The organism is Chitinophaga japonensis, assembly GCF_007830125.1.
Classification (GTDB): Bacteria; Bacteroidota; Bacteroidia; order Chitinophagales; family Chitinophagaceae; genus Chitinophaga; species Chitinophaga japonensis.
This window is the reverse complement of the sequence record NZ_VLLG01000003.1, coordinates 1,086,890-1,110,035: the sequence shown is the minus strand read 5'-3', so window position 1 is coordinate 1,110,035 and position 23,146 is coordinate 1,086,890. Positions and strand designations below refer to the sequence as shown.

21 protein-coding genes are annotated in these 23,146 nt (G+C 51.1%); 12 read left to right on the top strand and 9 right to left on the bottom strand.

The window, feature by feature from the left end:
* The first annotated feature begins 344 nt into the window (after nt 1–344).
* The 7 genes from LX66_RS13545 to LX66_RS13515 all read left to right on the top strand — a co-directional run bounded on the left by LX66_RS13545 (nt 345) and on the right by LX66_RS13515 (nt 6,975).
* Nucleotides 345–1,352 carry a hypothetical protein gene (locus tag LX66_RS13545; protein ID WP_145714318.1) on the top strand — a complete coding sequence of 336 codons (1,008 nt, stop codon included), beginning with the start codon at nt 345–347 and terminating at the stop codon, nt 1,350–1,352.
* A gap of 282 nt (nt 1,353–1,634) precedes the next feature.
* Complete coding sequence (gene tssD / locus LX66_RS13540; RefSeq protein ID WP_145714314.1) at nt 1,635–2,024, top strand: type VI secretion system tube protein TssD; 390 nt, start codon at nt 1,635–1,637, stop codon at nt 2,022–2,024.
* 52 nt (nt 2,025–2,076) lie between these two features.
* Nucleotides 2,077–2,817, top strand: coding sequence for a hypothetical protein (locus tag LX66_RS13535; RefSeq protein ID WP_145714312.1), 741 nt, complete (start codon nt 2,077–2,079; stop codon nt 2,815–2,817).
* Nucleotides 2,818–2,834: 17 nt separating this feature from the next.
* Nucleotides 2,835–3,431, top strand: coding sequence for a hypothetical protein (locus LX66_RS13530; protein WP_145714311.1), 597 nt, complete (start codon nt 2,835–2,837; stop codon nt 3,429–3,431).
* Nucleotides 3,432–3,479: 48 nt separating this feature from the next.
* Complete coding sequence (locus LX66_RS13525) at nt 3,480–5,333, top strand: type VI secretion system Vgr family protein (protein ID WP_145714309.1); 1,854 nt, start codon at nt 3,480–3,482, stop codon at nt 5,331–5,333.
* Between the two features lies 1 nt (nt 5,334).
* Complete coding sequence (locus LX66_RS13520) at nt 5,335–6,702, top strand: hypothetical protein (RefSeq protein ID WP_145714306.1); 1,368 nt, start codon at nt 5,335–5,337, stop codon at nt 6,700–6,702.
* Nucleotides 6,703–6,705: 3 nt separating this feature from the next.
* On the top strand, nt 6,706–6,975 hold the full coding sequence (locus LX66_RS13515; protein WP_145714303.1) for a hypothetical protein: 270 nt from the start codon (nt 6,706–6,708) through the stop codon (nt 6,973–6,975).
* Between the two features lie 9 nt (nt 6,976–6,984).
* Here the strand turns inward: LX66_RS13515 and LX66_RS13510 are convergent, their stop codons facing one another.
* Nucleotides 6,985–8,193: a DUF6807 domain-containing protein gene (locus LX66_RS13510; RefSeq protein WP_158642629.1), complete on the bottom strand. Its 1,209-nt coding sequence runs from the start codon at nt 8,191–8,193 to the stop codon at nt 6,985–6,987.
* Nucleotides 8,194–8,354: 161 nt separating this feature from the next.
* On the opposite strand from LX66_RS13510, the gene LX66_RS13505 reads away from it, so the two are divergent.
* Nucleotides 8,355–8,624 carry a hypothetical protein gene (locus tag LX66_RS13505; RefSeq protein ID WP_145714296.1) on the top strand — a complete coding sequence of 90 codons (270 nt, stop codon included), beginning with the start codon at nt 8,355–8,357 and terminating at the stop codon, nt 8,622–8,624.
* On the opposite strand, the gene LX66_RS13500 is transcribed toward LX66_RS13505, so the two are convergent.
* The 3 genes from LX66_RS13500 to dnaK all read right to left on the bottom strand — a co-directional run bounded on the left by LX66_RS13500 (nt 8,621) and on the right by dnaK (nt 13,781).
* The gene (locus LX66_RS13500) at nt 8,621–9,637 is read right to left on the bottom strand and encodes a dipeptide epimerase (RefSeq protein ID WP_145714293.1); all 1,017 of its coding nucleotides are present in this window, start codon (nt 9,635–9,637) and stop codon (nt 8,621–8,623) included. The two genes, LX66_RS13505 and LX66_RS13500, sit on opposite strands and share 4 nt — an antisense overlap.
* Before the next feature lie 90 nt (nt 9,638–9,727).
* Complete coding sequence (locus LX66_RS13495) at nt 9,728–11,674, bottom strand: DUF1963 domain-containing protein (protein ID WP_158642628.1); 1,947 nt, start codon at nt 11,672–11,674, stop codon at nt 9,728–9,730.
* A gap of 190 nt (nt 11,675–11,864) precedes the next feature.
* A complete protein-coding gene (gene dnaK / locus LX66_RS13490; protein ID WP_145714288.1) occupies nt 11,865–13,781 on the bottom strand; it encodes a molecular chaperone DnaK in 1,917 nt (638 codons plus the stop codon).
* Between the two features lie 163 nt (nt 13,782–13,944).
* Between dnaK and LX66_RS13485 the strand changes: the two genes are divergently transcribed.
* The 3 genes from LX66_RS13485 (at nt 13,945) to argS (ending at nt 17,948) form a co-directional block, all read left to right on the top strand.
* Nucleotides 13,945–15,294 carry an OmpA family protein gene (locus LX66_RS13485; protein ID WP_145714285.1) on the top strand — a complete coding sequence of 450 codons (1,350 nt, stop codon included), beginning with the start codon at nt 13,945–13,947 and terminating at the stop codon, nt 15,292–15,294.
* Nucleotides 15,295–15,338: 44 nt separating this feature from the next.
* Complete coding sequence (locus LX66_RS13480; RefSeq protein ID WP_145714283.1) at nt 15,339–15,902, top strand: porin family protein; 564 nt, start codon at nt 15,339–15,341, stop codon at nt 15,900–15,902.
* A 114-nt stretch (nt 15,903–16,016) separates the two neighbouring features.
* Complete coding sequence (gene argS, locus LX66_RS13475) at nt 16,017–17,948, top strand: arginine--tRNA ligase (RefSeq protein ID WP_145714281.1); 1,932 nt, start codon at nt 16,017–16,019, stop codon at nt 17,946–17,948.
* A 75-nt stretch (nt 17,949–18,023) separates the two neighbouring features.
* Here argS and LX66_RS13470 read toward each other — a convergent pair whose 3' ends face one another.
* The 5 genes from LX66_RS13470 to LX66_RS13450 form a co-directional block, all read right to left on the bottom strand.
* A complete protein-coding gene (locus tag LX66_RS13470; RefSeq protein WP_145714279.1) occupies nt 18,024–18,536 on the bottom strand; it encodes a tetratricopeptide repeat protein in 513 nt (170 codons plus the stop codon).
* A gap of 33 nt (nt 18,537–18,569) precedes the next feature.
* Nucleotides 18,570–19,058 carry a cytidine deaminase gene (gene cdd / locus LX66_RS13465; protein WP_244620393.1) on the bottom strand — a complete coding sequence of 163 codons (489 nt, stop codon included), beginning with the start codon at nt 19,056–19,058 and terminating at the stop codon, nt 18,570–18,572.
* Nucleotides 19,055–20,227 carry a signal peptidase I gene (lepB, locus tag LX66_RS13460; RefSeq protein ID WP_145714276.1) on the bottom strand — a complete coding sequence of 391 codons (1,173 nt, stop codon included), beginning with the start codon at nt 20,225–20,227 and terminating at the stop codon, nt 19,055–19,057. Before lepB ends, cdd begins: the two co-directional genes overlap by 4 nt.
* 93 nt (nt 20,228–20,320) lie before the next feature.
* The gene (locus LX66_RS13455) at nt 20,321–20,977 is read right to left on the bottom strand and encodes an alpha/beta fold hydrolase (RefSeq protein WP_145714274.1); all 657 of its coding nucleotides are present in this window, start codon (nt 20,975–20,977) and stop codon (nt 20,321–20,323) included.
* Complete coding sequence (locus LX66_RS13450; protein ID WP_145714271.1) at nt 20,974–22,158, bottom strand: sigma-54-dependent transcriptional regulator; 1,185 nt, start codon at nt 22,156–22,158, stop codon at nt 20,974–20,976. The genes LX66_RS13455 and LX66_RS13450 overlap by 4 nt, the downstream gene beginning before the upstream one ends.
* A gap of 168 nt (nt 22,159–22,326) precedes the next feature.
* Here LX66_RS13450 and LX66_RS13445 point away from each other — a divergent pair, with 168 nt between their 5' ends.
* Nucleotides 22,327–23,136 carry a serine O-acetyltransferase gene (locus LX66_RS13445; RefSeq protein WP_145714269.1) on the top strand — a complete coding sequence of 270 codons (810 nt, stop codon included), beginning with the start codon at nt 22,327–22,329 and terminating at the stop codon, nt 23,134–23,136.
* The last annotated feature ends 10 nt before the right edge of the window (nt 23,137–23,146 follow it).

Below are 23,146 nucleotides of genomic sequence, written 5' to 3'. Positions count from 1 at the left end.
GAGCCGGTGGATGGGTCATACTTTTATTATGATGCTTGTATTAAGGCAATAAAGATACGCTTAAAATGTATATAACATATTTTTCACACAGTGAAATGGGCTTTGGTGGAGGCGCGATGCGTTGCATGAAATAATGGTTTGGTTGGATGGCGGATTTTTTATTAAGCTTAAGAATGCCGCAAATAATTATCAGTCAATGGCATGATTGAATACTTAATAAGTTATAATAATTCATTTATTCATTAATGTTATGATTATAATGCAGGCGTGGTTTTTTATTAAATTTGGGTAAAGGGGAGATTCGTTACATTCGCTTCCCGGTAACCATATCATATGTTGATCTTATGAAAAGAATGTACGTTTTGTTTAGCACCCTATTTGCTTTTGCCCATTTATCTATTGCTCAAATAAAAACTTACGATGGCCCTCCCACTACGCCTCAAAGGTATGACAGCAGCAGTAGGTATATTGACGTTGATCATATTGGGTTGTTAAAAGGTCAAGCGCTGTATTTTCCGCCTCGTATAGAGAAAGCCGATTACGAGCATATTTATCAATCCTACCTGGAAAAGAGTGTGTATCAGCCCGGAGCTGATCCCCGCCTAAGCCGGTATGATGCTATAGCAGGAAAGTATTTCCGGATACACGACATAGTAGAGCGGAAAGAAATATACGACGATAATCGTACTCACAGTAATTCCCATCCTTATTATTTTAAGCTAAAGGATAAGACCGGTGGTAATGCTATTTACTATCATATTACTACAAATGGTATTAAAACACACTCTTTCTCTCCTACTTACCCTTTTATCATTGTAGGCCTCTATGAAAAGATCAAAAAAGACTGGTTAAACAAAGTAATAGTACTGGTAGATTCCTACAAAAAGAATTTTACCGACCGCATTACTAAACAGCCGATCTCTGTTTTAACAGGGGAAAGATGGACCTGCACAGATGTTGTTGTAGCTCCTTATACGGAGGAACTTACCTACAATAACGAGCATCTGATAGCATTGATATTAAAAAGTGACCATGGAACTGAAATCATGGTTAACCATAGCTGGCTAACAGATGAAAATGTCAATAGCAGATCCCCGCGCATCTACTATACTGAAGCGGAGGCAAGTGAATATGAACATAAACTGGGACAAAAACATTGGCTGGCGATGCTAACACGCACGCCGCAAATTGGCATGTCTCCCGAAATGTGCCGGTTAATGTTTGGTCCGGCAAAGGATGAAGCACTATCGGCGGTGAAAAACAAACAAATATTGGTTCAACGATACTGGAATTATATATTACAGTTTGAAAACGGAAAGCTAAAAGCTATTCGTAAACTGGAGAAAAATTAGAAAATGCACCTATTCCGGTGCCGCTATTTATATTATCAAAATAAAGAATATTATTATACTATAATTTCAAAGAATGATAATCAGAATATCTAACAGTTGATAGATAAATATCTCCAAGAATAGTTATTTTCGTATCCGAACCTGAATGTGTTTTAACCCAAATATTAATGAACCATGAGAAAAGCCTTACACGTAAAATAAATTCCAACTACAGGTGGTAGCATTTGTAACACAGTTTATTAATAACGCTTTATTTAATCATTATCCTAAATCATTAACCATATGTCTTTTAAAGCAGTGATGCAATTAGACGGAGAAGAAATAAATGTACTGGATTGCCATTTTTCTTTTACGCAGGGGACGGACTATAATGGCAAACCCGCTTCCCGTCCTACAGGAGGTCAAATAAATGTTACATTAGAATCAGATGGTAGTACCGAATTATTTGACTGGATGGTATCTAACACAAAGACTAAAAGCGGTAGTATAATTTTTTATCGAAGAGATGCACTATCCAAACTGAAAGAACTGAAATTCTCTGATGCCTACTGCATAAACTATGAAGAACATTTTCAGTCTAATGGCGAAATACCCATGCAGGTAAGGATCACAATTTCGGCAAAAGAAGTAAAACTTAATAGCAGTGCATTTGAAAATTCCTGGCCAGTATAATGATGTGGATGCAGACTAAAAGGAGAAAGGACAAATTTGAAATCTATCTAGTATGCCGGCAGTTTCCACTACACCAACTGATATTGAATATATTCAACTATTTGATAGCTGTAAGATCAAGCCAGAAAAATTAGGCGAGATTAATAGTGTTATCAATAAGATGACAGGAAATCAAAAACGATACGAATATATTTCGCTCGCTGTAAAGTATGGAATACGATATGCAGATTATTACATGTATGAGAGGTCCGGCTATTGTTATTTTTTTGAGTCCCCCAATGATACTTCCCTGCATCCTGCTCTAAGGGACTATATGACTGCTGCACCTGTATTAACAGCAGGCTCAAAAGGAGCGCAGATTCCATGGTACTTTATTGCATGTATACATTTTACTGAGACAGGTGGTAGCTTTAACAGACACTTACATAACGGAGACCCTTTATTAGGTTTTACCAAGATGGTGCCTAAAGGACGACCTCAGGTAGGACATAAACCGCCATTTGAATTTGAAGAAAGTGCAATAGATGCACTTAAATTTTTAAGAATTGACAGGGAAACATACTGGAACTTGCCTAGAATGCTAAGATGGCTAGAAAAATACAATGGCATTGGCTATTATGCCTATCATAATAAAATGTTGACTCCCTACTTATGGAGTTATTCTAATCACTATAATAAAGGAAAGTACAGATCAGACGGCAAATTTGATGCTAATCTTGTTTCCAAACAACCAGGCTGTGCAGTAATTCTTAAACGAATGGAAGAATTGGGCTTGATTAAAATGTTACGATAACAAAACACAAAACAGATATGACATTTTTCAGATACTGGATGCTACTATTTATTATGCCATTCTTTATTAGTGCTTGTCACAATACAAATGGTTCAGCAGGAAAAGGTGAGCTGGTATCTGATGACAGTATCACTAATAACAGGAATAACGAAGACAGTTTAAACACCAAATATTACCAGACTATACAACCCTTCTGGGCGGACTTTCAACAAGCAATTCGGGAAAACAACAGCAATGCACTTATTAAATTAACCCATTTTCCGTTACCTGGAGTTACTCCGTTCATAGAGTCCGATGGTTCAACAGCATCTCAAGACACTGATACTGCACAATTTTTATCTGCATTACCGGATATACTAGCAAGGGCGCCACGAGAGCAAATCCTTAGGACAAACGCAGATAGTTTAGTGACTATTAGCAAAGAAGATTTAACACAGCAGATAAGTGGAAGTGAGCCGATATTGCAAAATCTGGATATGGATTCACAAATATACTTATGCTATGCTCAATGGTCAGATGATAGCGACAAAGAAACAAATCAGACATTCATTTTTGCGAAGAAAAATGGAAGCTACAAATTATGTGGAATAGCCTGGAGAGGCGGTATTTATTAACAAATAATTCATCAAACTAATATTCTTTAGCTCTATAAATTTCCCACTATGGCACTTCAAACCAGAACCCAGATAACTATTAGCGGAAAAGAGGAGATAGCGATCAAAGATTTTCACCGGCTGCAACTTACGCAAACTGTAAATGGACACCACTACTTTGAGCTGGTGGTAGATCCGGCTGGTTTGTTTGGTACGGACAGTGACGCCGTTGCCAAAACCCAAACATTGATTGGTCAGCCCATCTATATTTCCGTTGAACAGGATTTTTCCATGAAATCCTCATCCCCATTATTATTCAAAGGTATTGTTACAAATATCGCTACCGGCAAACGTGGCGGCATTGCGCAGGCTGAATGTTTCATCCGCGGATATAGCCCTACCATCCTGCTGGATGATGAACCACACATAGAAGCTTACGAGGAAAAATCATTAGCGGATATTGCCAACAACCTGCTTGGGCAATATGGAAGAGCAGGATTGAAAACGAGTGTACAACCTGCTCACAATGGCAGGTTACCTTATATTGTGCAGTACAAGGAAAATACCTATCGCTTCTTACAGCGCCTGGCCAACCGGTTTGGAGAATGGTTTTACTATGATGGCGCCCAGCTTATTTTTGGACAATCATCCGGTTCCTCCTCCTTACTGCTCACCTATGGTGTAGACCTTTCATCCTATTCCCTGGAGCTCAACACACTTCCAAGCAATAGCCGTTATGTAGGATTAGATTACTATAAAGACGATCTGGTGGAGAACAGTACCATCGCTCATAGTATTAATGGCAATGCTTATACGCAACATGTCAGCAAAGTCAGTGAATCTTTATTTGCCAAGCAGGCCACCTATAAAATTAATGAAGCGCTTGGCCGGCAATCTGAAAAAGAAATTGAATCCATTGCTAAACTGTCCAAGAAAAATAAAGTAGCCGGCATGGTACAGTTAAGGGGATACAGCGACAACACAGGGCTGCAAATAGGGAGCACGGTTGAGATAAAAGAAGCTTTTTTACAGGATCAGAACCGGGGAAAATATGTTGTAACCTCCGTAACGCATTACTGTACCGGCAACGGCAACTACGAGAATGATTTTACTGCCATCCCGGAAGAAGTAGCTGCCCCGCTTGTCCGACTCGACAATCATCCTTTCTGCGAAGCGCAGTCTGCTACAGTAGTATCGAACAATGATCCCGAAGGATTGGGCAGAATAAGAGCAAAATTTCGCTGGCAGCCGTCCGGCCAAACGCCCTGGATACGGGTAATATCGGCAGCCGGAGGTGGTGATAAGGGATTCTTCATGATCCCGGAAGTAGGAGAAGAAGTGATCGTGGATTTTGAAGGAGGCAATCCTGAACTGCCCTTCGTAATAGGAACTACCTACAACGGCAAGGCTAAAAGCAGCTTCGGCAATGCCGGTAATGATGTCAAAGCCATCAAAACCCGCAGCGGCAACACCATCTCCCTCGACGACGCTTCCGGCAGCATCACCGTTACCGACAAAAATGGCAGCACCATGGTAATGGATGGCTCCGGCAACATCACCGTTCAATCTCAAACGCTGGTAACCGTAAAAACGGAAGACAAGATCGTGGTGGATGCACCTAATAAAATAGAGTTCCTTTCCAAGGAAGTGCACATCAAAGGCTCCGAGAAGGTAGTCATCGGGGAAGGCGCCGCACAGATAACGGTAGATAATATCGCCAATAAAATAGAGTCCAATGCCGACAAGATCAAATCCTCTGCAGATACCCTGCATGAGCTGCTCTGCACAGCCAATATGAAGCTGTTCGCAGAACATTGCCAGGCCCAGGGCGCTACCAAAATGGACATCAGCAGTACCAGCGTGAAAGTGATCGGCGATACTGCAACGGATATTAATGGAGGAATGGTGAATATTAATTGCTGACATGAACGAACATAATCCTATAGCGCTGGAGCTAAACAAAATACAACAGGCCTGGCTTAAAGAGGTGGCGCCGCAATCCCAGCTCCGCATGGTGCGCATGGTCATCAAACCGGAAGAGGCCCGCGTGTATGAAGGTTTCTGTAAGCTGGAATCCTCCGCGCACGGGCAACTGGAAGAGGTATTCGTTACCCACCTCACCTCTTTTGAAGATGAGGATACTTTCAGCGCAGCCATCATGAAGGACTGGCTGGAAGCTTATGACAACAGCGCCGCGCTGATGCAGGAGCTGCAAAACAAAAACGCCGCTCTTACCTGGGACCCACAGGCATACCGGCAGGCCCTGGCCGCCCAAAACGGGCAGCCGCTGGATGATGTGCTGCTGCGCATGCTGGACAGTTTTCGACAGTCCCTCCCGCAGGAAAATAAACAACTGGTGCTGGCGCTGCTGCCCCGGCTGGTAAGCGACCTGCGCGGCATGAAACGCTGGCTGACCACCCTGCTGAAAAAAGGCATACCGGACGGTGTAAAGCTGCTGGTGTTCGATCACGCAGGCAATGAACAACTGGCTATACATGAGCGCCAGTTCCCCGGGCAACTGCATGCCATGCATGTGCCGCTGGCACTTTACGACGCCATCCAGAAGCTGGCCAAAAGCGGCAATCCCAACGACCCGGAAATAGCCATGCGCAAATGCCTGTTTGAAATGGGCAAGGCCCTGCAGGACAAAGACGTAAAACGCCTGCATGAATGGGGACAGAAAGCCCTGGACTATACACAAAGAAGCGGCAACAAAGGATTGTTTGCCACCACGCATATCATGTATGCGGGCATGCTCTTCTACTTCAAGAAGGATCCGCAGTTGCCGCAACTGCTGGACCGCGGTATGCGCATTGCCAAACAGGGGCAACAGCAGGGCGATGCCGCCTGCCCGCCGCTGCTGATACAGTTCTACGGCTACCAGGGCGCTTACGCACAACTGCGCAAACGCTTTGACGATGCTATCGAATGGTTCATCAAACAGGCCAAACTGGCGCAGGAGCATCATTTTAACCAGCAGGCCATGAACGGGTGGTACCAGGCGGCGGAACTATGCCGGCGGAAAAACACCGGCCGCTACTACATGGTGCTGGAAGAAGCCTACCTGGCCGGACAGGATATGCAGGACGAAGAGATCAGCACCTCCGTTTATATTTACCTGTTACGGGATTACTATGACTACGTGCATTCCAAAAAGATACAGGACACCATTCAACGGATAGATGAAAAAATGGGCAGGCTGTTTGGCGATAACTGGAAAGAGGAAGTGGACCTGATCCGTAAAACCCGCGCGCCATTAATGATGCCTCCCCAAACCATGGAAGAAGCATAGCTTATGAACAACCAGCATACTCCTGAAAACAGGCCCGGCGCCTCCTCCTGGAGCCAGGTGCTGTGGGCCGTAGCCCTGGCCATCGTAGGCTTCGGCTTCGCTGTTTACCGCTACCTGCAATTTTCAGAAGCCGCCTCCGGCATCCGCCTCAGCCGGCTGGAAAGGCCCCTGTACCGCCTGGCAGGCAAGTGGGGGCTCATTACGGTTTTCATATTAATGGGCCTGATGGGCGCCTACTATGCCGTGAAGTATTACAGGACTCTTAGAAAATAAGCACATCCGCTAACGGACGTTCTCCACTTTCACTACCGGCGGATGCGCCAGGTCGTTCCATATGGCATCTGCCTCCGCAGCGGTAATATCATCATTATATATCATGATGCGATACTTCAGCGTATATTGCTTCCCGTAAGTGAGCAGCCAGGATCTCATTTTTGTAGGGCTGAAGTTGATGAACACCTCCCCCCTTTCCATATTCTCCGTCCATACCCTTACCGGCTCCGGTGCATCAAAGTTGGAGGGATAGCACAGCACCAGCATGCCTGCCCGGCCCTTGCCGGTCTCCCCGGTCACTTTTATCCAGCGCGCACGGGTGCTGTCTGCATCCTTGCGGGTCCGGCCTTCAGAGGTGAGTATCTGGCTGGTGGCCGTGGTCCACTCCGGCGTGCCCCGGAACCCGAAGCCGCCACCATAGCGGTATTGCTCCAGCAATAGCGGGCTTGGGCCTGCACAGCCGAAAACAGAGGTAAAGTCCCAGATACGGCGGGCGCCGCCGGCCTGGGCCGGGTATGCACGCACATCCCACACTTCATTCAGCGCTACCTGCTCCTTTCCCTGTCCTTTCATCACTACATGCTCCTGCAGTGCTTTAAAGCCGCTCCACACCGGGCCCTGCGTTTGGGCCTGGAAACCGGCAAAGCGTACCGTACCCTGCTTTTTTACCAGGTTCCAGAAATCCACTTCCTTCCCTTCAAATTCAGTATGCGTCCAGGGATTCCAGATACCTACATGGTGCCAGTGGTCCCGGGGATGTATATGCGTGAGCACCGCTCCGTTAGGCGCCCACAGGGGATGTATAAAGCCGCTGCGCTGAAAAACGCTGTCCACCCCTGCCGGCGGATACACTGTCGCATAGTTGTATTGAAGTATGGACTGGTTGCCTTCCTGCAGCAGCAAGGTACCGTCCCGGTCCGTAGCCTGCATCACCACCGGCGCAGGCCGCACGGGGCTGCTCTCAATCAGCTCAAACACCCGCTGCGTACCGGGTGCGCTTGTGCCGGACAGTATCCACCACAGGCTGCGGGTATACCCCTCCTCTACCTGGAAAGGAACACTACGCCGCTGCCCGTTCTTTATTTCCACCAGGGCCATCGCCGTATCCGGCAGGGCCGTTATACCATTCAACTCCAGCGATACCGGTGTGTTCTCTCTTTTATAAGAGCCGGCAGCTACCACTATACGGGCTATGACCTGGGCATGGGCAGTTAGCATATAACCAAAAAAGCAAGTTGTGAAGAGCAAGAAAGCGCCAAATAGTTTTTTCATTCGTGGATAATTAAAATGGTGGACTTCCTTTAAAAATAGGGAATCCGCGGCGGCTATGCAAGTACAAAATAATGTATATTGGAACAGGACATTAGATTTTACCGCTTATGCAATCACGGCAACCTACCGGGCATATAGAACAGCCCTTGCAACTGACAGGCAGGCTGGAGCTGCGCACCTTCTATGCCAATACCAAAAGAAGCTACGCGGGTGTCTGTCTCGTTACGGAGAAAGAAGAATACCTGATCCGGCCGGCCGATGTACCTGCCACGCAGGAAAACCCTTTGCAATCCCTGCTGGGAAAAAATGTTACGGTAAAAGGGCGGCTGCAAAATGAGGTCTTCCTGATGGAAGAATTATTAATTATTCATTATTAATTATTAATTAGCATGGCGCCCGTCCCCGGCCGGTCCGCATAAATAATACGTCCGTCTTTTATCTTAACACCGTCTGCCGTGTCTTCCGCCAGCAACAGGGGGCCGTCCATATCCACGTAATCCAGGTAAGGCAGCAGGTGGGCTACGGCCGAAGTGCCCACGGTGCTTTCATTCATGCTGCCGGTCATTACCTTCATGCCCAGGCTTTTGGCCTGCGCAATCATCCGGCGGGCAGGGGTAATGCCGCCGCACTTGGTGAGCTTGATATTAATACCATGAAAGTGCCCATGACAACGGGCTACATCCGCTTCTACAATACAGCTTTCATCGGCAATAATGGGCAAAGCAGCCTGTTCGTACACCCTTTTCATCCCTTCCCAGTCTGCCGCGGGCATCGGCTGCTCAATGAATTCCACGCCCAGCCCCCGGAAGGCAGCCGCATTGCGGAGCGTTTCTTCTACTCCCCAGGCGCAGTTAGCATCTACCCGGAAGGTGGCATCGGTATGACTGCGCAGCTCACGGATAATGGCAATATCATCCGGGGTGCCCAGCTTTATTTTATAAATAGGCCAGGGAAATTCCTGCAGTTTGCGCACCATGTTGGGAATCGTGTCTATCCCGATGGTATAGTCCGTGAGCGGGTTATGGGAAATGTCCAGGCCCCATACCTCGTACAGCTTCTTTCCCTGCTGCTTCGCGTACAGGTCATGCGCGGCCAGGTCCAGCGCGCACAGGGCGAACATATTATCTGTAAAAAGCGGGTACAACGCTTCCCAGAAAGCCTCCGGCGTATCCAGCCGGTAAGCTTCTATTACGCTGCGCTGCGCATTGATGACTTCCATCAGCCGCGGCACGGTCATGTTATAGTAGGCATTATCGGCAGTTTCGCCCAGGCCGCTGTAGCCGTCCTGCTGCAGTTCCACTACCAGTAAAGGCTGCACGTCCTTCGACTTGCGGGATATGGTAAAGGTATGACGGAATTTAAGCTCGAAAGGGTATAGTGTCAATTGCATGCTACAAAATACTTAGAAATTCACATCATCCGCAATATTCCCCCCTTTGTTCCTGTGCAAACCCGGCTGCGTAGCGGTCCATAAATATCCTCAACTGCTTTCCAGCCCGTAATACACCTGCGAAAAATCTTTCCGGGCCAGGTCGCTCTTGTGGATAACGAAGAAAATGGTGCCGGCGTCCCAGAATTGGAAACCCGTTTTCGCGTCGGAATCCACGCTCAACAGCACCATCCACTCTTCCGGCTTTCCGCCGAGTTTGTCCGCGGCCTGTATCTGCGGGGACTCATGCTGGGTGAATACGTAATCATTAATGCCATGCGTATATCCCCCCGGCTTCAGGCGCTGCAGGAATTGCTCCTTCTCCTCATAGTCCACCTCCTCTTCGAATGCCGCCAGGTGCTGTGCATCGCCGGTATAAAAATGCTGATCGTGATAGAAGGAAGGCAGGCTGGGAAACTTTGCCGCACGGGCCAGGTAAGGGGCGTAAATGCCATTGTCGTCATAAATGAATTCCTCGTCAATGGGCAGGTCCCCGGCGAACTGCAACTGCGCCGGGTCTCCATCGTAGTAAAACACCCGGCAGTTGAATGATTCCTGATCCTCTATAAAAAAGTACAGGATGCCGGTGCGGGGCAGGTACTCCTGGTAAGCCGCCAGTGACGCAAGATTCAACTGGGCAATGAACTGCATGCCCTTCGTATCTCCATGATAAGTGGTAAAAGCGGGATAGCCCATTCCCGGCGGCAGATCGGGCAACCCGCCGAAACGGGTATTCCCTTTTGTAGCATAAGTATCCGGCTCCGTAGTGCCCAGGGCTACGGCTTTCAGCGCCAGGTGCAGCAACCCCTGCCGGTAGGCGGAAAATCCCGCTCCGGTAATTGCCTGATCCAGCAGTGACAGCAGCTCCGGGTCTTTTCCCGCCAGGAACAGCCGATCGTCCCAGGTAATGGCGCCCCTGCCATCCGCGCCTTTATAAGCATAATCCAGCAGTTGCTGCTTTTTTTCCAGCTCCAGGTTCAGCTTTTTGATGTGCCTGATATTTGCCGGCAACTGTTGCAGCGGATTCCTGCGGATATCCAGGTGGGTAAGCGCCGGCAAGTTGCCGATCGTTTCCGGCAGGGTGCTAAGCCGGTTCTGTTGCAGCGCCAGGGTTGCCAGGGCCGGGGAGAATGCAGCCGGCAGGCTTTCCAGTTGGTTGCCCACCAGGTAACAATATTTCAGGCGGGGCAATTGTAATAGCTCCGGCGGAATAGCGGTAGCCTGGCTTCCGTTGATCACCAGGTTTTCCAGTGATGTTAGCTGCGCGATCTCCGGCGGAATAGCGGTCACCCGGGATATGCCTGTGAGTGAAAGCTCTTTAAGCTCCGTAAATGAGTTGATACGGGCAGGTATAGCCGCCAGCGAGTGACTATTTTTACCGGTGAAATGGATATGCAGTGTTTTCAGGGCTGTGCAGGCGTACAACTGCTCCGGGAAGGTTTCGATACCTGGATCGGTCAAGCGCAGGTGCTGCACCTGGCCGGCCGGCGCCTGGAAAGCTTCCTCCAGCGAGGTAAAGCGGTAATGCTGCCAGTTCAGCGCCGCTACCGGCAGGCTTCGGGCTACCTGCACCCGGTACGGCTGGTTATTCACGATACCCTGCAGGTACCCTTCAAAACCTACCCAGCCATCCTGCAGGGTGAGTGTGCCGTAAGATTCCAGGCTGTAGTGAAAGCCGCCTTTCCAGAGCGTGCAGGCATAAGTAGGCTCCTTATCCGCTTCCAGGTGAAAGACGCCGGTGGGTACGCCGTTCCTATACACGCCGCCCAGGGCGAAGTTCAGGTACACTTCCCCGTGCTGGTAGTCATTCACAATATGGCCGTGCTTCTTATCATCATATCCCGTAATGCGGCCCTGCAGGCCAACATACAGCCGGCCGTCCCCTTCACTTATGGACCAGTGTGTGGCGGGCAGCCATTCAAAGTCAAAGCCATCAATGCGCCAAATGGGCTGGCCGTTTTCCGGGATGGAGAATGCAGGTAGGGTATTGTTGCTCATAGGGATAAAATTAAGATGAGCCTGGCGCCTTTGGAAGCTCCGGGCCATTACAGAGGAACTACAAGCCGGCATAAAAGCATCTACAATGCGTCTACAGTGCCGTTTAACCCGCACGCACACACTAAAAAGCAAACGGCGCGAATGATCATTCGCGCCGTTTTTACTTTTTATTTTTGCTTTCGTTACTTGCTTACTTCACTTCTTCAAACTCCGCATCGGTTACACCGCCTTCGCCTGCAGCGCCGGAGCTACCCTGCTGCTGGCCCTGCGGTTCGCCATTGGCATTGGCATCGGCCTGCGCACCCTGGGTGGCTTTGTACATTTCTTCAGATGCGGCGGTCCAGGCGGTGTTCAGCTCTGTTACGGCAGCATCTATCTGGGCTACGTCCTGGCTCTTCTGCGCTTCCTTCAGCTTGTTCAGCGCCGTTTCGATGGTCGTCTTTTTATCCGCAGGCAGTTTATCGCCGTATTCCTTCAGTTGCTTTTCGGTCTGGAATACGAGGCTGTCTGCCTGGTTGATCTTCTCCACCTTTTCGCGTTGTTCCTTATCGGCAGCTTCATTGGCCTTGGCTTCCGCTTTCATCTTTTCTATTTCTTCCTTGCTCAGGCCGCTACCGGCTTCGATGCGGATGTTCTGGCTCTTACCGGTGCCCTTGTCTTTAGCCGTTACGTGCAGTATACCGTTGGCGTCAATATCGAAGATCACTTCGATCTGCGGCACGCCGCGCGGTGCGGGCGGTATATCGCCTAATATAAAGCGTCCGAGGGTACGGTTCTGGCTGGCCATCGGCCTTTCTCCCTGCAGTACGTGTATTTCCACGCTGGGCTGGTTATCCGCAGCGGTAGAGAATGTTTCAGATTTCTTGGTGGGGATGGTGGTATTGGATTCGATCAGCTTGGTGAACACGCCGCCCATGGTTTCGATACCCAGTGACAGCGGCGTTACGTCCAGCAACAGCACGTCTTTTACTTCACCGGTCAGCACACCGCCCTGGATGGCAGCGCCGATGGCTACTACCTCATCCGGGTTCACGCCCTTGTTGGGCTTTTTGCCGAAGAATTTCTCTACTACTTCCTGTATTTTGGGGATACGGGTAGAACCACCTACCAGTATCACTTCGTCTATCTCAGCAGTGCTTAAGCCGGCATCTGCCAGGGCTTTGCGGCAGGGTTCCAGCGTTCTTTCCACCAGCGCGTCGCTCAGTTGCTCGAATTTGGCGCGGGTCAGCTTTTTCACCAAGTGCTTGGGCACACCGTCCACTGCCGTGATGTAAGGCAGGTTGATCTCTGTTTCCGCAGAAGAGGACAGCTCGATCTTGGCTTTTTCGGCGGCCTCTTTCAGGCGCTGCCATGCCATCGGGTCCTTATGCAGGTCTACGGCTTCGTCTTTCCTGAACTCTTCAGCCAGCCAGTCCATGATCACCTTATCGAAATCGTCACCGCCCAGGTGGGTATCACCGTTGGTGGATTTTACTTCAAAAACGCCTTCGCCCAGCTCCAGGATGGAGATATCGAAGGTACCGCCACCCAGGTCAAACACGGCTATCTTGCTGTCATGATGTTTTTTGTCCAGGCCATATGCCAGCGCTGCGGCAGTAGGCTCGTTGATGATGCGGCGCACGTTCAGCCCGGCAATCTCACCGGCTTCCTTGGTGGCCTGGCGTTGCGCGTCATTAAAGTAAGCCGGTACGGTGATCACCGCTTCGCTTACTTCCTGGCCCAGGTAATCTTCCGCCGTCTTCTTCATTTTCTGCAGGATCATGGCGGAAATTTCCTGCGGCGTATATAACCTGCCGTCTATATCGATACGGGTGGTATTATTTTCGCCTTTCGCCACTTTGTAGCTCCAGTGCGGAATTTCATTGCCTAATTCATCATGGTGACGGCCCATAAAGCGCTTCACTGACATGATGGTGTTTACGGGGTTGGTAATAGCCTGCCTTTTGGCCGGATCGCCAACCTTTCTTTCTCCGTTCTTTAAGAATGCCACTACAGACGGGGTCGTTCTGCGGCCTTCGTCGTTGGCAATCACTACCGGTTCGTTGCCTTCCATAACAGCAACGCATGAATTGGTAGTCCCTAAGTCAATTCCTATTATTTTTCCCATGATATTAAAGATTCTCCTTTAGTTGTAGATTCTATGTGTGTACGCCTTTGGTTTGTCAATGATTATGCCAAGCAAAAAGACCATGCAAATATGTCAGTCCCTGAACCAGGGATGGTCTTATTTGTTTAGTAGATAATCATTTATAACCTAACCTTTAAATTCTATGAAAAGGACCTTTTCACTATGGGTCACCTGTATGTTGACCCTCACCGTACCCCTGGCTACCACTGCGCAAACCTCCACAGGGGCCGCCCAGCCTGGCCTTTTTAAGGGGAGCAGGGATTTCAAGACCTGGTCCATCGGCGTTAACGGGGGCTTGCTGGGGCCCGTAGCGCCCACGGGCGGAGGCAATGATTTCACTAAATGGAAAGCCTCGGCCGGCTACGGGGCTTATGTAAAATGGCAGTTACTGCATGCGCTGGGCATCCGTGCGGACTACATCGGCGGCAAGCTGCGTGGAGATAATTCCAAAGAATTAGGAAACGGCGCCATGCCCAACCGCGCCTACGAGTCATTTGAGACCAAGCTGAAATGGTCTGCCAGCCTCAGCGCGGTTGTGAACGTGGCGACCATCAACTGGCTGTATAAACAGAATTTTGTGCAGATCTACGTTTCCGCCGGCGCGGGCCTGGCCGGGTACAACCCCATGCTGGAAACGGCGGGCAGCAATACCAAGATCGATTACAAGGCAGACGGCACCATCAAAGAGCTGATCATTCCCGTTGGGGCTGGCCTGAAATTCAAGCTGTCAGAGTTGGTGAACCTGGACCTGGGCTACACCATGCACTTCCTGGACGGGGATAACCTGGATGGCTACTACTATGGCAACAGCCAGGACAAATATTCCTACGGCTACGCCGGCCTGGAGTTCAGCCTGGGGCCCAGCCACAAGCCGCAACTGGCCTGGAACAACCCGGCCAAAGTAATGTACGACGACCTGGTGGCCCAGAAAGCGGCCCTGCAGCAGGAACTGGAAAGCTCCCGCAGCGCCAATGCCCGCCTGAGCGCCGATATGGATAAATTATTAAAGGATAATGATGGCGACGGGGTATCCGACTTCTTTGACAAATGCCCCGGCACCGCCCAGGGCGTAAAAGTGGACGGCGCCGGCTGCGACCTGCCCAAAGACACGACGCCTAAAGTGGTGGTGCAGCAGGTAACAGATGAAGACCGCCGGCTGGTACGCGATGCCATTGAGAACCTGGAGTTCGAAACCGGCAAAGCCAGCATCAAGCCCAGCTCCTACGGACCGCTGGACCGCGTGGCGGAACTGCTGAAAACCAAGAATTTCAGCCTGAAGCTGGCCGGCCATACGGATAATGTAGGCGCTGCCGCCAGCAATATGCGCCTGTCCAAAGAGCGGGCGGAATCCGTAAAACAATACCTGGTAGGCCGGGGCGCCAATCCCTCCAGGATTGAGGCGACCGGCTATGGCGAAACACAGCCCATCGCCACCAACAAGACCGCCGCCGGCCGGCAGAAGAACAGGAGGGTAGAGTTTACGCTGTACTAACCGGCATACTATTTGCCTTTCAGCGGCTGACCTATCTTCATATTATGAAAAAATTAATCTTAACCATTCTTATTGCCGGATGTGCCACTTTTGCAGCACAGGCGCAAAGCATTCATTTTGGAGTGAAAGGCGGTTTAAATATTGCCCAATTGTCAGATTTTGATGGGTCTGGCAGCCGCGCTTCCGGACATGTTGGCGGGTTCGTAAACTTCCGTTTCAGGGATTGGGCCATACAACCGGAGCTGCTTTTCTCCGGCCAGGGCGAAAAATATGATGTAGCCCTGGCAGGTGAGCGCAAGGTGGCCCTCAACTACATCAACATTCCTGTAATGTTCCAGTACTACCTGATCCCGCAGTTTTACCTGGAAGCCGGTCCGCAGGTAGGGTTCCTGGTAAGCGCCAAAGACAAGGGCGGCAGCGTAACGGTAGACATAAAGGACGGTTATAACACCGCCGACCTGGGCATGGGCTTTGGCCTGGGCTTTAAGCTGCCCATGGGCTTCGGCATATATGGCCGGTATAATTTTGGCCTGACAGACCTGTACGACGGCAGCGGCGATTATAAGAATTCCGTGGCCCAGGTAGGGGTGTCCTACACGATCAAATAAACTGTTGGCCATCCGCTATTAGCTATTAGCCACGTAGCCAGGTGCTACACGGCTAATAGCTACGTAGCTTATTTTTTCTACCTTTGCTGCTACTTTGCATTAACCGTTTTCTACATGAGTGTCGTACAATCTATCCGGTCTGCAGCAGCAGCAGCTATCAAATCGCTTTATAACCAGGACATCCCCATTTCCGATATTGCCATTAACGTTACCAAGCCCGAGTTTGAAGGGGAGTATACGATTGTGGTATTTTCCTTTACCAAATTCAGCCGGCAAAAGCCGGAGGAAACCGGCAAAAACCTGGGCGACTACCTGGTGAGCCATTTCCCGGAGCTGATAGCCGGCTTCAACGTGGTAAAAGGCTTCCTGAACCTGGGCATTAACAATGCCTACTGGATACAGTACCTGCAGCAACATTTCAGCGATCCCCATGCAGGCCGCAAACCGGCCAACGGCAAAAAGGTAATGGTGGAGTATTCCTCCCCCAATACCAACAAGCCCCTGCACCTGGGGCACCTGCGCAATAACTTTCTTGGTTATTCCATCGCGGAAATACTGAAGGCCAACGGCTACGAGGTGATCAAGACCAACCTGGTGAACGACCGGGGCATCCACATCTGCAAGTCCATGCTGGCCTGGCAGTTGTTTGCCCATGGCGATACCCCGGAATCCACCGGCATCAAAGGCGACCACCTGGTAGGCGACTACTACGTGAAGTTTGAGACACTGCTGAAAGAACAGGCAGAGCCGATCATTGCCCGGGTACTGGAAAGCGACTTCCGGGACTTTGATGGTGCGGAAAGGGAAAAGGTGGAAAAGCTGGCCGCCCTGCTGGACAAGCCCGAGATACAGCAGGACAAGGAAAAATCCGGCAAGATCAATGACGAGATCAAAGAGCTGGCGCGCAATAAAACAGAGATCATGCAGCAGGCCAAGATCATGCTGCAGCAATGGGAAGCCGGCAACCCGGAAGTGCGGTCGCTGTGGGCCACCATGAACGGCTGGGTGTATGACGGTTTTGAAGCTACCTACAAACGCCTGGGCATTGACTTTGACAAGATCTACTATGAAAGCGAGACCTACCTGCTGGGCAAGGACCTGGTAGCCGACGGCCTGCGCAAAGGCGTATTGTTCCGCAAGGAAGATAATTCCGTATGGATAGACCTGACGGCCGACGGGCTGGACCAGAAACTGCTGCTGCGTGGCGACGGCACCTCCGTATACATGACACAGGACCTGGGCACCGCCCGCCTGAAATATGACGACTACCACATGGAGCAAAGCATTTACGTGGTGGCCGATGAACAGAACTATCATTTCAAGGTGCTGAAGCTGATCCTGGAAAAACTGGGAGAACCGGCTGCCGACGGCGTTTACCACCTTTCCTACGGCATGGTGGAACTGCCCCATGGCCGCATGAAAAGCCGGGAAGGTACCGTGGTGGATGCCGATGATATTGTAGACGAAATGGTGAACACCGCCGCCGAGCACACCAAAGCCTCCGGCAAACTAAAGGACTTCAGCGAAAGCGAGCTGCAGGGCCTCTATGAAATGATAGGACTGGGCGCCATGAAGTTCTTCCTGCTGCGGGTAGACCCTAAAAAGAGAATGATATTCAACCCGGAAGAGTCCATCGATTTTCATGGCTTCACCGGTCCCTTTATCCAGTATGCCCATGCCCGTATCAAATCCATTATGCGGGAAACCGGCGTGACAGACACCCGTCATTTGGACACTTACCGGCATAATGACAGTTTACTGCCAATGGAAAAAGCGCTGATCGTGCTGAACGAGCAGTTCGGCGAAGTGCTGGAAGACGCACAAAGGGAAATGAGCCCGGCTACCATTGCCAACTATGCCTTTCACCTGGCGCAGCAGTTCAACTCCTTCTACGCGGAGAAGGCCGGCGGGGTGTATACCTACTCTATTGTAAATGCGGAGTCGGAAGAAAAGAAGAACCTGCGTCTGCAGATCATTACGTTAACGGCGCATACTATTGCGCAATGCATGCAGTTGCTGGGTATCAGTGTTCCGGAAAGAATGTGAGGCAGGAGGTAGGAAGTAAGAAGTATGAGATAGGAAGTAAGACGGGGCAAGCTGCTACATCATACTTCTGGCATCCTATTTCTTACTTCCTACCTCCAACCTCAGACTTTCATCGCACAGCTTCTCCCCCTTTGCCTGCTCGCCGGCGGCAATATACGACTTACCAAGCATGAACATGGCAAAGCCGTTCTGTGGCTGCAGGTCCAGCAAGCGGGACCAGAGGGCGGCAGCGGCTTTGTAGTTGCCTTCATAATAATAAACATGGCCCAGGTGGTAGATCACCTGCAGGTCTTCCGGGCCGGCGCTCAGCAGGTTATCCTCGTTGATCAGCTTGCGGTAATAGTATATGCTTTGACGGTAGTTCTCCAGCAAGGCGTAAACCTGGCCCAGTTCCAGGTAAGCGGGCGCAAAACCGTCGTCCTGCCGGATGGCGGCATGGAAGTATTTCAGGGCGGCCGTCAGCTTTCCGGAGCGCTTCAGCGCCAGGCCTTCCTTATACAGTAAACGGGCTTTGTCACGGGGATGGGCTACAGCAGCCGGCATTATCAACACCGCTGCCAGGAAAAGCAGGCATAGGATACGGATCATACGGCACAAATATAACTCAATTTCAATATATATCTACTCCATGTCCTTTGCGGAGAACGAGAAAGGTAATAGCTGCGTAGCGGCGGGTATCACCAGCACTTTGCCGCTTTGCCCGCCCAGGATCAGGCGGATGGGCTGTTGCTGCCGCAGCTCGTATTCCGCCAGCGATTGCCGGCAGATGCCGCAGGGAGAAATGGGTTGATGGCTGTTGCCTTCCGGGTGCTGGTAACTGATGGCAATGGCCTGTACCGGCTCTCCCGGGAAAAGGGAGGATGCAGCAGAGAGAGCGGTCCTTTCCGCACAGATGCCGGCGGGGAAAGAAGCGTTCTCCTGGTTGGTGCCGCTCACCAACTGCCCGTTGGCCAGGCGCATCACTGCTCCTACCCGGAAATTGGAGTAAGGAGCATAGGCCCGCTCCGTTACCTTCCTGGCCGCCTGCAGCAATGCCGCATCATCGGCATCCAGTTCGCTGATGTCATCATAAGAAAGGTACTCAAAGGAATGCCGCAGCTTCTTCATCATTTGATCGTTTGAAACAGGCGGCTCCACCGGATGCTGCCACCGCCGTAGCTCATCCAGATCAGCCAGGCCTTGCCTACCACATGGTCTTCCGGCACAAAACCCCAGTAACGGGAGTCCAGGGAATTATTGCGGTTGTCCCCCATCATCCAGTAATAGTTCATTTTGAAAGTGTAGGAGTCGGCGGGCTGCCCGTTAATATAAAACCGGCCATTCTTTGATTCCAGCTTGTTGCCCTCATATACGCGGATAATGCGGTCGTAGATGGCAATATTGCTGCTGTCGATCTTCACAGTAGCGCCCTTTTTAGGAATGTACAGGGGGCCAAAATTCTCTTCTGTCCAGTGATAATGCGCCGTGTCATACGGGAACACCGGCAGCCCTGTGCTGAAGTAGGGCCTGATGTTTTTTATCACGGAAAAATTCTTCAGGGCGGCCACATTTCCGGGTGTCAGGTTATACACGAAGAGGCCGGTGGAGAGGGCCGCATCCGGGATGGCCGTAACGCCCAGCTCTTCCAGGCGCTCCGGGTTCAACTGGTCCCCGGTGGTTTCCACCAGGTAGCGCCGTTCGCTTTCCGGCGGAATGGGCGCCTGGCGGCCGTTCACAAACACGATGCCATCCTTTATGCTCAGCGTGTCGCCAGCCTCCGCCACGCAACGCTTGATGTAATTTTCGCGCTTGTCTACCGGCCGGGAGGTAACGTGATAGGCTTCCCACACCGCATCGCGGCCCAGGCTGCGCACCAGCCCGTAGTAGCTCTGGTCCTGCTGCTCCAGGGCCACCGTATCCCCTTCCGGGAAATTGAACACCACTACATCATTGCGCTTGATATCGGTAAAGCCGGGCAGGCGCTTGTACGGCCAGTGCACGGCTTCGGAATAAGCTTTGGAATATTTTGTAAAGGGCAGGGTATGATGGGTAAAAGGTACTGCCAGTGGCGTATTGGGAATACGCGCTCCGTAGCTGATCTTGCTCACGAACAGGAAATCGTTCACCAGCAAGGTCTTTTCCATAGATGGAGTAGGGATGGTATACGCCTCAAAAATAAAGGTACGGATCAACGTGGCGGCAATCACCGCAAAAATGGCTGCGTCCAGCCACTCGCGTACTGCTGATTTTTTCTTCCGGGATTGGCCTTCTTTATTACGTTTCCAAAATGCCAGGTTCATTCAGTTGTATTTATATATAAGATATCTTTAAAAGAACAAATATAATATTATACGGGCAGTCAGGCGGTTCCCGCCTTCAATTTTAAGCATTTTTTATAGGTCCTCCAGTTCCCGGGCCAGTATACCGTTGATCTGCGCTGCGCGGTTCATCACCATAAAATGCCCGCCGTCCGGAATGGTATAGGTGGGCTTCACAAATTTCAGGGGAAAGGTAAGGTCGGCGCCGCCGTGTATATGCACCAGGGACGGGGGAATGAACTCATTCTCCCAGTGCAGCACCGTGTTTACGGCCCAGCGGAGGTAGGTAAAATCCTTCTTCTGCAGGTAATCGCGCAGCAGGGCGTCCTCTTCCGGGGTTTCCACATTCATGAAGTGTTTTACAATGGCGTGCCGCCGGCGGAACAGCAACTGGTCCGGCAGGTGGTACAGGCCCAGTTTCCTGGCCCAGTTGAAATACGGAGGGCGTTCGCCGGTATGCTTGATGCTGCTGATAATGATATTCTTTTCGATGGGGCGCTGGCGGGCTATTTCCAGGCTGATCATGCCGCCGAACGAGAGCCCCAGCAGGGTCACGGGGCCGTTTGTGGCCATACCGGCGGCCATCCTGGCGGCATAGTCCGTAAAGGGCTCATCCGGCCGGGGAGGTAGCCAGTGCAGCACATGTACCTGGTACTCCCCCGGGAAGCGCAGGTGTTGGAACATACGCTCGTCCGCACCCATGCCGCTGATGAGGTATAAATGCCTGGTCATATGCTCGCTTTCTTCCGCTCCCGGCCGGGCAGCACGTAATCCTCCACGTCATCCGCGGAAATGGTTTTGCCGGACAGGATCACCAGCCTTTCCACCACGTTGCGCAGCTCGCGGATGTTGCCGGACCAGTTATATTGCTGCAGCGCCTTCATGGCGGCAGGGTCTATGCTTTTTTTGGCGATGCCGTACTCCTGGCAGATGTTCACCAGGAAATGCTCTACCAGCAGGGGCACATCCTCGCGGCGCTCGTTCAGTGAAGGCACATGGATCAGGATCACGCTCAGGCGGTGGTACAGGTCCAGGCGGAAGTTCTTCTCTTCCACCTCCTTCAGCAGGTCTTTATTGGTAGCGGCTATTACGCGCACGTCCACGTTTATTTCCTTGTCGCCGCCAACACGGGTGATCTTGCCTTCCTGCAGGGCGCGCAGCACTTTGGCCTGGGCGCTCAGGCTCATATCGCCTATTTCATCCAGGAAAAGGGTGCCGCCATTGGCCTGCTCGAACTTGCCGATACGCTGCTTTACTGCGGAGGTAAAAGAGCCTTTCTCGTGCCCGAACAGCTCACTCTCAATCAGTTCACCGGGAATGGCGGCGCAGTTCACCTCTACCAGCGCTCCGCCGGCGCGGCTGCTGCGCTCATGTATCCAGCGGGCCACCAGTTCCTTGCCTACCCCGTTCTCGCCGGTTACCAGCACGCGGGCATCGGTGGGCGCCACTTTTTCGATGGTTTCTTTTATTTTGAGGATGGGTGAGGAACTGCCTATCATTTCCTGCGTTTTGTTCACCTTGCGGCGCAGGGTCTTGGTTTCCGCCACCAGCTTGGTCTTATCCATGGCATTGCGCAGGGTGATGAGCAGGCGGTTCAGGTCCGGGGGCTTGGAAATATAGTCATAGGCGCCCTTTTTCACCGCATCTACCGCCGTATCAATATTACCATGCCCGGACACCATTACAATCGGTATGTCAGGATTGGTTTCCTTAGCCTTTTCCAGGAACTCCAGCCCGTCCATCTTCGGCATCTTGATGTCGCACAGCACCGCGTCATACTGCTTTGCCTGGAACATTTTGAAACCTTCCGCCCCATCTGCCGCTTCATCGATCTTGTACCCTTCGTAGGTCAGGATCTCCGTCAGGGTTTTACGGATGCTTTTTTCATCGTCAATAATGAGGATGTTGGCCATGTCTGGTGTTTTTTTTAAATACAGGGAGCAAAGATAACGAAATGATGTGCAAATGTGCGGATATACGATCTACATCCGCACATCCATAAAGTCTACTAATTTTACAGGTTTTATGCGTACTTTCAATGTACCGATTAACCATTAATACCTGTAATTTTAAGCCGTTATATGGATAAATTATTGGAGGAACTGAAGCGGAGACACCAACAGGCGGCGGCTAATGCGTTCCCGCCCACCACAGCGGTCAGCGATTTTGCCGGCAACCTGGTGAGCTGGTTATTTCCTGAACATACGGGACAAGTGATGACGGAAGCGGAGCTGGCCCCCTATGCGGGCGTACTGGAAGCTGCACTGCAGCAATTGTTACTCCCTATGCAGCCACAGTTGCCGGATACCGCGGCTGCCCTGGCCGGCCGTTTTATGGCGCAGGTACCGGGCATTTACGATGACCTCACCAGGGATGCTACGGCCATCTACCAGGGCGACCCGGCCGCTACCTGCCTGTATGAAGTGATCCGGGCTTACCCGGGCTTTTACGCCATCGCCTTTTACCGGATAGCGCATGCCCTGCAGCAGCTCCGTGTGCCACTGCTGCCCCGCATGATCACGGAGCTGGCCCATGCCCGCACCGGTATCGACATTCACCCTGCCGCCGTAATTGCGCCTTATTTCTGCATTGACCACGGTACCGGCATCGTGATAGGAGAAACCTGTGTAATAGGACCACATGTAAAGCTGTACCAGGGCGTAACCCTGGGCGCGCTCAGCATAGATAAAAGTATGGCCCGGAGCAAACGCCATCCTACCATCGAAGAGCACGTGGTGATCTATGCCGGCGCCACCATCCTGGGCGGCGACACTACCATCGGGCACCACAGCGTAATCGGCGGCAATGTATGGCTGATCAAGAGCGTAGCGCCCTTTTCCCGCATCTACTACAAGGCGGATGGCAGCATGAACGTTGTAGAAGTAGTTTAAATTAAACCGA

Bases quoted from the DNA above. Each gene is read 5' to 3' on its own strand.
- LX66_RS13545 (WP_145714318.1), top strand. From the start codon at position 345: ATGAAAAGAATGTACGTTTTGTTTAGCACCCTATTTGCTTTTGCCCAT.
- tssD (WP_145714314.1), top strand. From the start codon at position 1,635: ATGTCTTTTAAAGCAGTGATGCAATTAGACGGAGAAGAAATAAATGTA.
- LX66_RS13535 (WP_145714312.1), top strand. From the start codon at position 2,077: ATGCCGGCAGTTTCCACTACACCAACTGATATTGAATATATTCAACTA.
- LX66_RS13530 (WP_145714311.1), top strand. From the start codon at position 2,835: ATGACATTTTTCAGATACTGGATGCTACTATTTATTATGCCATTCTTT.
- LX66_RS13525 (WP_145714309.1), top strand. From the start codon at position 3,480: ATGGCACTTCAAACCAGAACCCAGATAACTATTAGCGGAAAAGAGGAG.
- LX66_RS13520 (WP_145714306.1), top strand. From the start codon at position 5,335: ATGAACGAACATAATCCTATAGCGCTGGAGCTAAACAAAATACAACAG.
- LX66_RS13515 (WP_145714303.1), top strand. From the start codon at position 6,706: ATGAACAACCAGCATACTCCTGAAAACAGGCCCGGCGCCTCCTCCTGG.
- LX66_RS13510 (WP_158642629.1), bottom strand. From the start codon at position 8,193: ATGCTAACTGCCCATGCCCAGGTCATAGCCCGTATAGTGGTAGCTGCC.
- LX66_RS13505 (WP_145714296.1), top strand. From the start codon at position 8,355: ATGCAATCACGGCAACCTACCGGGCATATAGAACAGCCCTTGCAACTG.
- LX66_RS13500 (WP_145714293.1), bottom strand. From the start codon at position 9,637: ATGCAATTGACACTATACCCTTTCGAGCTTAAATTCCGTCATACCTTT.
- LX66_RS13495 (WP_158642628.1), bottom strand. From the start codon at position 11,674: ATGAGCAACAATACCCTACCTGCATTCTCCATCCCGGAAAACGGCCAG.
- dnaK (WP_145714288.1), bottom strand. From the start codon at position 13,781: ATGGGAAAAATAATAGGAATTGACTTAGGGACTACCAATTCATGCGTT.
- LX66_RS13485 (WP_145714285.1), top strand. From the start codon at position 13,945: ATGAAAAGGACCTTTTCACTATGGGTCACCTGTATGTTGACCCTCACC.
- LX66_RS13480 (WP_145714283.1), top strand. From the start codon at position 15,339: ATGAAAAAATTAATCTTAACCATTCTTATTGCCGGATGTGCCACTTTT.
- argS (WP_145714281.1), top strand. From the start codon at position 16,017: ATGAGTGTCGTACAATCTATCCGGTCTGCAGCAGCAGCAGCTATCAAA.
- LX66_RS13470 (WP_145714279.1), bottom strand. From the start codon at position 18,536: ATGATCCGTATCCTATGCCTGCTTTTCCTGGCAGCGGTGTTGATAATG.
- cdd (WP_244620393.1), bottom strand. From the start codon at position 19,058: ATGATGAAGAAGCTGCGGCATTCCTTTGAGTACCTTTCTTATGATGAC.
- lepB (WP_145714276.1), bottom strand. From the start codon at position 20,227: ATGAACCTGGCATTTTGGAAACGTAATAAAGAAGGCCAATCCCGGAAG.
- LX66_RS13455 (WP_145714274.1), bottom strand. From the start codon at position 20,977: ATGACCAGGCATTTATACCTCATCAGCGGCATGGGTGCGGACGAGCGT.
- LX66_RS13450 (WP_145714271.1), bottom strand. From the start codon at position 22,158: ATGGCCAACATCCTCATTATTGACGATGAAAAAAGCATCCGTAAAACC.
- LX66_RS13445 (WP_145714269.1), top strand. From the start codon at position 22,327: ATGGATAAATTATTGGAGGAACTGAAGCGGAGACACCAACAGGCGGCG.